Origin of the sequence: Shewanella decolorationis (assembly GCF_004354305.1) — a bacterium.
In the GTDB taxonomy this organism is placed as follows: domain Bacteria; phylum Pseudomonadota; class Gammaproteobacteria; order Enterobacterales; family Shewanellaceae; genus Shewanella; species Shewanella decolorationis.
Window position 1 is genome coordinate 4,380,266 of sequence record NZ_CP037898.1, and the last position, 11,503, is coordinate 4,391,768.

Here is an 11,503-nt window from a genome sequence, read left to right on the forward strand (position 1 = left end):
TAGGTAAATGATTGAAGCAGATAGACTGATCCAGCCGCAGCTGCAAGGTCAAGATGATGTTATCGACAGGGCCATGCGCCCTAAATTGCTCGATGAATATACTGGGCAGGATGATACACGTGCCCAATTAAAAGTGTTTATTCAAGCGGCAAAGAATCGTGAAGAGGCTTTAGATCATATGTTGATCTACGGCCCGCCAGGGTTAGGTAAAACCACCTTAGCCATGATCGTGGCTAATGAAATGGGCGTAAATATTAAATCGACGTCGGGGCCTGTGCTTGAGAAAGCTGGGGATTTGGCGGCACTACTCACCAATCTTGAGGCGGGGGACGTGCTTTTTATCGATGAAATCCACCGCTTAAGTCCTGTCGTCGAAGAAATTCTGTATCCTGCGATGGAAGACTATCAGCTGGATATTATGATCGGTGAAGGGCCTGCTGCACGCTCAATAAAGTTGGACCTACCACCGTTCACCTTAGTGGGCGCGACCACGCGGGCAGGGGCGTTAACCTCTCCGCTAAGGGCGCGTTTTGGCATTCCACTGCGGCTAGAGTTTTATAATGTCAAAGATTTAAGTACTATTGTGACCCGCTCGGCGCAGGTGATGGGATTGGCAATTGATGCTGAAGGAGCCACCGAAATTGCCAAACGTTCGCGGGGAACACCGAGGATCGCCAACCGTTTACTGCGCCGAGTGCGTGACTATGCGGAAGTGAAACACGACGGCGCTGTGACGCAAAAAGTTGCGGAGCAGGCACTCGATTTGCTCGATGTCGATGGTGAAGGTTTCGATTATATGGACAGAAAACTGCTGCTTGCCATTATCGATAAGTTTATGGGTGGCCCTGTGGGGCTTGATAACCTTGCCGCGGCTATTGGTGAGGAGCGTGAAACCATCGAAGATGTATTGGAGCCATTCCTTATCCAACAAGGCTTTATCCAACGTACTCCACGTGGTCGTATTGCCACAACCAGAGCCTATTTGCATTTCGGCATGATAAAACCAGAGTAACATCCAAGAAGGATGACCTTGTTACCAAAAAAGCGGCCTTGGCCGCTTTTCTGTTTTTACCGACTTTGTTATTGCTACTTTTTGTCACCAGATGACTTGCCGCTAGGGTTATCCACATCTATATCGTTAGATGAATATTATTTAATGAATAACAGCTTAATTAAATGGACTGTGGAGCAGGTTCGTCACTGGAATACTGTTTTTATTTAAGTTTGTTCGGCTAAATAATAATCTTATTTTTGTTTGTAAATAATATTTAATTTAATAAATTAACAACAATAAAACAAATGTATTTATATGTTGATTATAAATAAGCCTAGAATGCGTTTGTGTTGTCTATAAAACAGCATTTACAGTGATGTTGCTCAACGTTTTCTTATTCCATTGATGCTGTGTATTTCTCCTTTTTAGCCCTTACCTCATCCTAAATCATCCCATATTTATGCTTGTTCTAAATTGGCGATGAATTGTTGCATTTGTGTTTGTTGCACACTTGCAGTGCATAAAAATTACAACTTATTCATTTTGTATCGGTGCGCAAAGTAAAATCCCTGATATTTACAGGGTTCTTTATGTTGCAATGATTACCGATATGCATATTTCTTCATAATTAATCGATACATTATTCTGTGCGACAGATAGTTTTCCCCCGATAAAGTGTGATTCATGTCACATTTTTGAGCTTGCTGTATGTTTGTTAAATGTTATTTTTTTAACAGGTTTAATCACTGCTTATTATCGAAATATACGGTTTTTAATCCTGTAAATAGGAGTTGGTTAGCATTCAAGGTTGAGGTAAAACAATTAATTTACAATTGGAGTCAAAATAATAAACAAAAAAGTTTTCAAGGTTAAAAAAATGAAGATTGACTGAATGAAAGTGAATCCTCAGTATCAAGCGCAACAGTCGTACAGCAAATTGTTGTACAAGCTGTAAGCATAAAAATAATAGCAAGATCTAGGGAGCATTCATTCATGATCAAAAGAACCAAAATTGCGTCAGCTATTAATTTAGCTGTCGTTAGTTCAATTGCGGCTGGCACCTTTGTTGCGTCAAGCGCATTTGCAGCTGAAGAGACCGCAAAAGTTGAACGTATTGAAGTCACGGGTTCACGTATTCAACGCCAAGATATGGAAACAGCTTCTCCTGTTACCGTTATTGATGCTGCTGCAATCAAAGCCGAAGGCTTTACCTCTGTAGACCAAATGTTACAAGTTCAAACCTCAATGGCGGGTGCTGCAGTTGGTTCAACCACTAACAACGGTGCGGACGGTGTTGCTCAAGTTGACCTACGTGGTATGGGCTCGCAACGTACTCTCGTACTATTAAACGGCCGCCGCATGGTGAACTCAGGTTCGGGCGCTGACAGTTCTGTGGATTTAAACTCTATCCCAGTTGCTATGATTGCTCGAGTTGAAATCCTGAAAGATGGCGCTTCAGCGGTATACGGTTCTGATGCGATTGCCGGTGTAGTAAACATCATCACCAAAAAAGATTTTGAAGGTTTCCAATTAGACTTCAATGGTAGTGGTACCGACAAAGGTGACGGTGAAAATGGTGATGTGAGCGCACTGTATGGCTTCAACACCGATGGTGGTAACTACACTTTTGGTGCGGCTTATTCAGATCGTCGTGGTGTGATTCAAGGTGACCGTGATTGGTATGATCCATTGGATAATACCAGTTCAATTATTCCAACAGGTGCATTGAACCAAAAAGTTATCGATGCCAATGGTAATTGGGTTAATCGAACAACAGGTTATAACTACTCTGATGACGTTTATTTCCAAACACCAAGTGAGCGTCGTAGCTTATTTGCCAATATGGCACAAGAGTTAGGCAATGATGTTGTACTGACTGCCGATGCTATCTATACCAACCGTCGTTCTAACCAACAATTAGCCGCGCAGCCTGCCCAAATTAAATTGAATGTGTGTGGCGATCCAAGAGTAACAGATCCAACTGCAGGATGTCTGACCCTTGACCAAGGTATGATTGATGCGGGGATCAAGGCTGATGCTCGTGGGCAAGTGCAATACAACAGACGTATGAACGATGTCGGTCCTCGTGTTTACAGTCAAGATACTGATACTTGGCGTTTATCAGCAGGTTTAGCGGGTTCGTTAGACGTGCATACTGGTATGAACTGGAATGTGGATTACACATTTGGTAAAAACGAGGCTAAAACAGGTGTTGCTAACTCTATTAACGCAACATTAATGGCTAATTCAATCTATGCTGACCCATATGCTTGGTTTGAAGGTACCCCTCTGACTGATGCTATGAAGGATGTTTCTTATGACCAGCAAGAGTCGGGTGGTAACGAGCAACAAACGCTGTCTGCAGGTCTTAACGGTGAATTGTTTGATCTTAGTGCCGGAGCCGTAGGTTTCGCTATCGGTGCTGAATACCGTCGTGAAAGTGGTTTCTACAATCCAGATCCAATTGTGGTTGCAGGTGACAGTACTGCCGCTCAACAAGATCCTACAAGTGGCAATTACAACGTTATTTCTATCTTCCAAGAAGTGAGCGTACCATTTACTGAAAAACTGACGGGTGAATTTGCACTGCGTTTAGACGATTACTCAACTTTCGGTAAAGCAACCACTTGGAAAATTGGTTTAACTTACACTGCTACTGATGAGCTGATGGTTCGTACTGTAGCAGCGACCGGTTTCCGTGCTCCTAGCGTTGCAGAGCTATATGGCGGTAACTCAGGTTCATTTGATTATTTAACGAATCCTTGGTTACCTCTGAGTGAGCAAACTGGTCAGATTTTAGTGAATCGTACATCTGATCCTGATTTGAAACCTGAAGAATCAGAGTCTTATACTGCTGGCCTGGTGTATTCGCCAAGCTATATTGATGGCATGTCAATCACCCTTGACTACTGGCGTTTCAAAGTCACTGATGCAATTGCTCGTGCAGACGTGCAAGTTGGTTTAGACGCGTGTCATGGTGGTGATGCAGAAGCTTGTAGCACATTCAATATTACTGCGGATGGTGACTTATTTAACTTAACAAGTGCACTGACTAACGTAGGTACACAAGACACTAGCGGTGTAGACTTCAACTTAGCTTATAACTTTGAACTACTTGGTTTAGATTGGAAAGTAAGTAACGATACTACTTACTTGATTAAGTTCGAACAGGATGGTGAAAACTATACTGGTACAATCGATGGTAATATGGGAGCTTATGCTCGCGTACGTAACAACTTCAGCATCTCTGCAGGTCAAGATGATTGGAGCGTAATGTACTTCAACCGTTATATTAGATCGATGACAGACGTTTACACTGATTATGATGCCAATGACAACCCATTCGTTGCAGTAAGAGGTGTAGATTCAATTCTGTATCACAACATTTCTGGTACTTATCATGTAAATGACAGCACAACCGTTAGTTTAGGTGTGAAGAACTTTACTGATGAGAAACCTCTTTACGTAACTAACGGCAGTGATGCTGGTACAGTACCAGAGGTTTACGACACTATTGGTCGTACGATTTACGGTGGTGTAACCGTTAAGTTCTAATGTTAAATAGAATTTATCTAGTTCTGGAATAAGTTGACGCTTATTTCTACCTAAAACGCCCGATGAACCTCATCGGGCGTTTTGTTTTTTAAGGCCAAATTGGCCCCTCGTTGATTATAGATGGCGAGCGCTTCTGTCACTATCTGTCGTGCCTGCGGGCATATGTGTTAAAAACTCTTGCTTCAATATTCTGTTTACTCGCTCTGCCAAGGCATTTTGTTAGCAGTGACTCGCTTTAAATAGCGTTGATACTTTTCAAACTTGAATTGCCACTATTTCACTAGACAACTTTTAGCTATAGACAAGTTATTTTATTGTGAGAGCAATCAATGGATGGGTAGCCTGAACCTTTGCAAAGAAAATTGGCAAATTGTATATTCTATCGGCACATTTTATCTCTGTGGCTGAATATTGGGCAAACAGTGCCCCTAAGCGCAATATTTCAAATTTGTTGATTGACTCTGAAGGTTAAATCGGTAGAATGCCAATCCGCAGTCAGGGGAAAGCGTAGCAACGTAACCCCTAAGCTTAATAAATCATTAAGCTATGACATCGATGCGACATTAGCTCAGTTGGTAGAGCGATACCTTGCCAAGGTATAGGTCATCGGTTCGAACCCGATATGTCGCTCCAACTCTTAACGAGTTTGGAAAAAATGGCGCGATGGCAGAATGGCTATGCTGCGGATTGCAAATCCGTCGATCTCGGTTCGACTCCGGGTCGCGCCTCCATAGATTAAGGTATTAATGACACGATTCTCGTCGTTAATACAAAGAGTTTGCCCGAGTGGTGGAATCGGTAGACACAAGGGATTTAAAATCCCTCGCTGGTAACAGCGTGCCAGTTCAAGTCTGGCCTCGGGTACCATAACATAAAAAGGCCTAACATCTGTTAGGCCTTTTTTTATTACCGCAAATCCAGTTCAACCCCCTACAAATTAATCCTAAAACGAATAGTGATCTGCCTCTTAAAAATCACAATTATCAAAAATTTCAGCTTCAAGACAATTGATCTCTCATTTAGTTGTTATTTATTTTAATCAATCCATAATACGCAAACTATTTCCTTAAGATGCGGCAATAGGCGCTATTCCCCCTCTTAAGACAGTGGTATAAATAAGCCGAATTTCCCCTACACGTGAACATTTAGGATAAGTAGTCATGATTTTCTCTCAGGTAGTACTCGCACCCGCTGATCCCATCCTTGGTTTAACCGATACCTTCAAGGCCGATCCACGCCAAGATAAAGTGAACCTCGGTGTTGGCATTTATAAGGATGAAGCAGGGCAGACTCCAGTATTACAGTCAGTGAAGAAAGCAGAAGCCCTATTGCTTGAGCAAGAGAAAACCAAGAACTATTTAGGTATTGAAGGGGTTCAAACCTATAACCGCGTAGTGCAAGAGCTATTATTTGGTGAGGGCAGTACGCTTGTGACGTCAGGCCGCGCAGCGACCGCTCAGGCGCCAGGTGGTACTGGTGCACTGCGTATTGCCGCCGAGTTTTTACTGCGCAACACGCCATCGCGTACTGTGTGGGTAAGTAACCCTACTTGGGCGAACCATCAGAATATTTTCGAAACTGCGGGTTTAACGGTTAAAGAATACGGTTACTACAATGCTAATGCTCACGATATCGATTTCGATGGCATGATGACAGATCTCGCCAACGCACAGGCGGGTGACATTGTTCTACTGCACGGTTGCTGCCATAACCCAACGGGCATTGATTTGACCTTAGCCCAATGGGAATTGGTGGCTAATCTTTGTGCAGACAAGCAGTTAGTGCCATTGTTTGACTTTGCTTACCAAGGTTTTGGCGCAGGTATTGAAGAAGATGCCGCAGGCCTGCGTTTAGTGGCTGCAAAAGTACCTGAGTTGTTAGTGGCTAACTCATTTTCTAAAAACTTTGGTCTTTATAACGAGCGTATCGGCGCTGTGACTGTGGTTGCACAAAATGCCGATGAAGCGGTACGTGCCTTTAGCCAAGTGAAGCGTACCATTCGCGCCAATTACTCAAACCCACCCGCACACGGTGCGTTAATCGTTAGCACCATTTTAAGCGATGCGACATTAAAAGCACTTTGGGTACAAGAGTTGACCGAAATGCGTGAACGTATCGCCGAGATGCGTACTCTGTTCGTCCAAAGCTTAAAGGATGAAGGAGTGACTCAAGACTTCAGCTTTATTTCTCGCCAAAACGGTATGTTTAGCTTTTCTGGCTTAAATAAAGCGCAGGTTGCACGCTTGAAAGACAAGTTTGGTATTTATATCGTTGGTTCGGGCCGCATTAGTGTGGCGGGTATGACCAAAACCAATATGCCTGTGATCTGTAAAGCGATTGCTCAAGTTCTTTAATTTAGCCCTTTAAATTAGTCCTCTAATATAAGAAGAGGGCTTACGAAAAAGGACAGCTTAGCTGTCCTTTTTGTATTTTGTACATTTTGAATCTCTGGGATGCGCTGAATGGATGCGATTAATCCCGTCGTTATGACGCCAAGGTTTCTAGCGGTAAATCCGACTTTATTCTCAACACTGCGCTTAGCGCATCACGCAGACCTGCCTGATCGTGTAATTGCGGATTGTGGCGATTCCTTAACGGAAAGTAATTCATCAAAGTCCCAAGGCGCACTTGTTCAGAGTGGCGTAGCACCTTAGTGATCACAGGCTTACCAATCACTTGATGGCACCAAGCAATCCGTTGTTCGATACTAAACTGGCCTGCTGGCGAAGTTTCTTCATTCAAATTGTCGATAAAAACCACGGGCGCAGTGGTCATCGCTAAGGCTTTGGCAAAGCAGGGCAGTAACAGCGGGGGCATAATACTCGTCAGGAAACTCCCTGGACCGAGAATGATTAGATCCGCGCGGCTGATGGCATCACAGGCTTCGGCGGTCGCATCAACCTGTGGCTCAAGGCATAAGGCAATGGGCGCCTCATTCATCTTATCGACATTAACCTCACCAAAGACCTTACAGCCAGAGGCTTGCAATGCCACTAAATGGGTTGGTTGCTCTGACATAGGGATGATATTGGTTTCAATCTTAAGCATATGCCGAATAAGATTGACGGCTTCAAGGGGTCTAACGCAAAGCTTATCGAGGGCAAGCAACATCAAATTACCCAGATTGTGTCCGCGAAGTTCAGTTTCGCCCTGAAAGCGATACTCAAATAATTGCGAGCTCACCGATGGGCGATGGGCAAGTTGAGACAGGCAATTACGCAGATCGCCCCACGCAATACAATCCTGCTCGGCCCGTAATCTGCCAGTAGAGCCACCATTATCCGTGGTTGCAACAATGCCGGTGAGGCGATTGCCTAGAAAATCCAGCGATGAGAGCACGCGACCTAAGCCGTGACCACCGCCAATGGCGACCACGTCTCTGTATTGATTTAAGATTTGATGTTGCATGAGGGTTCCTTCCTGAATACCCATAAAATCCTGTCCTGTTGTTAAGCGGTGCTACTCAGTCATGTTTTGGCTCGTTTGCCAACACCTGCGTTAACGGAACCTTAGTATAAAAGCTCAGTCAAAAGCATGCACTAAATATTCACGCTGCAAATGTACCAAAGTGTATGAGTTAAGCGCAGGATCGCATTTTGGCGTAACAAACTCATACCAGCGCTTGGTATGGGCAGTTTTGCTGCCACATTTCGTGAATTTCAAGATATGACATATAATCTGGCGCTTATTTTGCCACTCGTGACTCAATATCAAAGGTGACTTATTGAAAATAGGTAGAATTGGTTCGTTTACACTCGCGTTAGCTCTGGTTATTTTAGCGATTTTTTCGCTGAGAGTCTGGCTCATTCCTACTATCGATGAGCCTGAATCTATCGTTAACCAACTTGAAAACTCCGTTGAACCCGTTACACAAGTGCCTGACTTTTCTGCCATCAGTGATGTGGGAGAAAAAAAGCGTGCCTTTTTTGATTTTCTTAGGCCGATTATTCAACAACAAAACGCTATCATTACCACCGAGCGTGAGTTTATCACCGAGATGCTGGCCTTAGTGGAGAACGACAGCACTCTGTCGGATACACAGCTAGCGCAGCTCAATCAGTTATTTGATAAATATCAATATGCTGCCCGTAATGTGGATGCAAAATCACTCAACAGTTTACTTAAACGGGTCGATATCATTCCCGAATCTATGGTGCTAATTCAGGCGGCCAATGAATCGGGTTGGGGCAGTTCGCGTTTTGCCCGTGAAGGCTTTAACTTTTTCGGCGAATGGTGTTTTAGCAATGGCTGCGGCATAGTGCCATCCTCTCGTGGTTCAGGCAAAACCCATGAAGTGAAAGTGTTTCCGTCGGTAGACGCTTCAGTGTCTTCCTACATGCGCAATTTGAACTCGAATACGGCATATACGCTGTTTCGCTCAATACGGGCCGATTTACGTGCTCAGGAAGCCGAGTTAAGTGCCGATCAGCTGATTTATGGATTAGTGAATTATTCTGAAAGGCAAGAAGCTTATATCGACGAATTACTCGATATGTTACGTCATAATGAAAAGTATTTGGTGAAGGCGGATGTATAAAAAATGGTGGTTAGTGGGGCTTTGTTTATGTGCAACAAACCTGCATGCAGAAACGATTTCCTTAGAATATAAAGGCTTTTATGACAGATTAAAGCAAGTCAATAAGGGCAATTATCAGTTAGTCGAAATTGCCTTTAGTGTGCCTATGCTGCCTAATTGCCTGATCCAGAGTGGCACTATTTCGAGTGAATTAAATTCAACGCCACTGACATATACTAAGGCGCAGCGTTTGTTTATTCCCTTTGATGACGCGCTTAAAGATCAACGCGCGTTAGTAAATTTGGAGTTTGAGGGCAAGGCTGACGGCTGTGGTATTGCGATGCAAGTCAGAGCCAAGCAGACTTTAGTGACATATGAAAAGGCGCGACTAACCCAAATCGCCAGCGAAATGGATGCTTTACTCGGTGCCATGCAGGGCTTCCCGATGCGCTACTTTAAGGAGCCAATCGCAGGATTAAACTTTGAGTTTGCTCAAGACCAAGCAGTTACAGTGACGCTTGATGGACATGAGCAACAGGTGAACCGCAGCTTTAAGTTGAGTACTGAACAACTTAACAGTTTGACATCGTTGCAATTTAGCCAAGAACCGACCGTACTGAGCCCTTGGGTTAAGTAACGATAGGCTTGTAGCCATAAAAGTCCACTGATGTGGTAACACTTCTATTAAGCTAACTGACGATACTCCAGACCATTAATCCCATCGGGAGTCGTCGGTTTTTGATGGTAGCCCCTTATCGGCCAGACATGGTTCAATAAGTCTGGACAAAGGAGGTCTGATAAGCCTGTGAGGCTCCCTAAGGGCGGGGTTGAATGGGCTTTATACTGCGTTTAAGGCTTTCGACAGAGCGCCACTATGCCTTAAGCCTTCGCCTTATCTAAAGCCCGTTTAACTCCCGCTGAATGAACAGATATTTAATACGTTTGGTATTAGAAACATAAAAATCCTAATGCTATTATACACTTGGATTTTGGCAGTCTGGAAAAACGGTCCATTGATTATTTAATGCTTAACTGATGGCATTACACAATTTAGTGCCCTTTTTTATTCGCAGGCCATAAATGGGTTAATCTTTTGATCCCAATTACGTATAATTCGCAAACGTTGTTATCCTGATGGATTTGTTATGAGCCCCAGCCCATTTGCCCCAACAATCGAAACTATTGATTATCCGTTTCCGCCTAAGCCAATTCCTCTGTCCGATGCTGAAAAGGCGGACTACAAGGCACGTATCAAGCAGCTGTTGATTGAAAAAGATGCGGTATTAGTTGCCCATTATTATACCGACCCTGAAATTCAAGCGCTGGCCGAAGAAACCGGCGGTTGCGTTTCCGACTCACTTGAAATGGCGCGCTTTGGTCGCGATCATCCCGCCAAGACGTTAATCGTCGCAGGGGTGAAGTTTATGGGTGAAACCGCCAAAATTTTAAGCCCAGAAAAAACCATTCTGATGCCAACCTTGGAGGCGACCTGCTCATTGGACTTAGGTTGCCCCATCGATAAATTCAGCGCTTTCTGCGATGCACATCCTGATCATACAGTGGTTGTTTATGCCAACACCTCCGCGGCGGTAAAAGCCCGAGCCGATTGGGTGGTGACCTCGAGTATTGCCCTTGAAATCGTTGAGCACTTAGACAGCGAAGGTAAAAAAATCATTTGGGGCCCAGACCGCCATTTAGGCAGTTATATTGCCAAACAAACGGGCGCCGAGATGTTGATGTGGCAGGGCGATTGTATTGTTCACGATGAGTTTAAGGCCAATGCGCTGCGTGATTTAAAGCGTGTTTATCCCGATGCCGCTATTCTAGTGCACCCAGAGTCACCCGCGAGTGTGGTGGCGATGGCCGATGCCGTGGGCTCTACCAGCCAGTTGATTAAAGCTGCGCAAACCATGGCTAACGAGCGTTTTATTGTGGCGACCGATCGCGGGATTTTCTACAAAATGCAACAAGCGGCGCCGGGTAAAACATTGATAGAAGCGCCTACTGGTGGTAACGGTGCCACCTGTAAGAGCTGTGCACACTGTCCTTGGATGGCCATGAACGGCTTAAAAGCGATTGAAGCGTCATTAAGTGATAGTGACAAAACGACCCATGAAATCTTTGTCGATGAAGACTTGCGAGTAAAAGCGTTAATTCCGCTGACCCGTATGCTCGACTTCGCTAAGACACTGAATATGAAAGTGAAGGGCAATGCCTAAGCGCTTTGAGTTATACATAGAGTGTTAACATCAATATCCCCGCTAAGCGGGGATATGTTTTACTTACAGTTTGTTACTGATAGTAAAGAATCCACCTTCTGAAGAAGGTGGCTTTGTTTTAACCCCCTAAAAGGGGGCCTTTATTCAAGAGCAAGTTGACCCTGCTCTTGCCGCTCTACTTTCTCTTGATGCCTAACGTATCTACGGATTATTTCCTCG

7 protein-coding genes, 3 tRNA genes and 2 pseudogenes are annotated in these 11,503 nt (G+C 44.2%); 9 read left to right on the forward strand and 3 right to left on the reverse strand.

What is annotated here, in order from left to right:
* Window positions 1-7: 7 nt before the first annotated feature.
* Entirely contained in the window at window positions 8-1,012 is a 1,005-nt protein-coding gene (ruvB, locus tag EYR25_RS19585) for a Holliday junction branch migration DNA helicase RuvB (RefSeq protein WP_088211177.1), read from the forward strand.
* 975 nt (window positions 1,013-1,987) lie between these two features.
* Window positions 1,988-4,549 carry a TonB-dependent receptor plug domain-containing protein gene (locus tag EYR25_RS19590; RefSeq protein WP_133182394.1) on the forward strand — a complete coding sequence of 854 codons (2,562 nt, stop codon included), beginning with the start codon at window positions 1,988-1,990 and terminating at the stop codon, window positions 4,547-4,549.
* A 50-nt stretch (window positions 4,550-4,599) separates the two neighbouring features.
* Here EYR25_RS19590 and EYR25_RS19595 read toward each other — a convergent pair.
* Window positions 4,600-4,768, reverse strand: a pseudogene (locus tag EYR25_RS19595) (integrase core domain-containing protein); the annotation flags it as partial.
* A 338-nt stretch (window positions 4,769-5,106) separates the two neighbouring features.
* Here EYR25_RS19595 and EYR25_RS19600 point away from each other — a divergent pair.
* The 4 genes from EYR25_RS19600 (at window position 5,107) to EYR25_RS19615 (ending at window position 6,903) form a co-directional block, all read left to right on the forward strand.
* Window positions 5,107-5,182 (forward strand) — tRNA-Gly (locus EYR25_RS19600).
* Between the two features lie 24 nt (window positions 5,183-5,206).
* Window positions 5,207-5,280: transfer RNA gene (locus tag EYR25_RS19605), tRNA-Cys, on the forward strand.
* 49 nt (window positions 5,281-5,329) lie between these two features.
* Window positions 5,330-5,416 (forward strand) — tRNA-Leu (locus EYR25_RS19610).
* 293 nt (window positions 5,417-5,709) lie between these two features.
* A complete protein-coding gene (locus tag EYR25_RS19615) occupies window positions 5,710-6,903 on the forward strand; it encodes an amino acid aminotransferase (RefSeq protein WP_133182396.1) in 1,194 nt (397 codons plus the stop codon).
* 130 nt (window positions 6,904-7,033) lie between these two features.
* On the opposite strand, the gene EYR25_RS19620 is transcribed toward EYR25_RS19615, so the two are convergent.
* Window positions 7,034-7,957 (reverse strand): YvcK family protein, encoded by a 924-nt coding sequence (locus EYR25_RS19620; protein WP_133182398.1) that lies wholly within the window; start codon window positions 7,955-7,957, stop codon window positions 7,034-7,036.
* A gap of 316 nt (window positions 7,958-8,273) precedes the next feature.
* Between EYR25_RS19620 and EYR25_RS19625 the strand changes: the two genes are divergently transcribed.
* The 3 genes from EYR25_RS19625 (at window position 8,274) to nadA (ending at window position 11,284) form a co-directional block, all read left to right on the forward strand.
* Window positions 8,274-9,086: a glucosaminidase domain-containing protein gene (locus EYR25_RS19625; RefSeq protein ID WP_133182401.1), complete on the forward strand. Its 813-nt coding sequence runs from the start codon at window positions 8,274-8,276 to the stop codon at window positions 9,084-9,086.
* Window positions 9,079-9,702: a DUF2987 domain-containing protein gene (locus tag EYR25_RS19630; RefSeq protein ID WP_133182403.1), complete on the forward strand. Its 624-nt coding sequence runs from the start codon at window positions 9,079-9,081 to the stop codon at window positions 9,700-9,702. Before EYR25_RS19625 ends, EYR25_RS19630 begins: the two co-directional genes overlap by 8 nt.
* Before the next feature lie 508 nt (window positions 9,703-10,210).
* A complete protein-coding gene (nadA, locus tag EYR25_RS19635; protein ID WP_011622789.1) occupies window positions 10,211-11,284 on the forward strand; it encodes a quinolinate synthase NadA in 1,074 nt (357 codons plus the stop codon).
* 140 nt (window positions 11,285-11,424) lie between these two features.
* Here the strand turns inward: nadA and EYR25_RS19640 are convergent.
* Window positions 11,425-11,503 (reverse strand): annotated as a pseudogene (locus EYR25_RS19640) (IS200/IS605 family transposase); the annotation flags it as partial.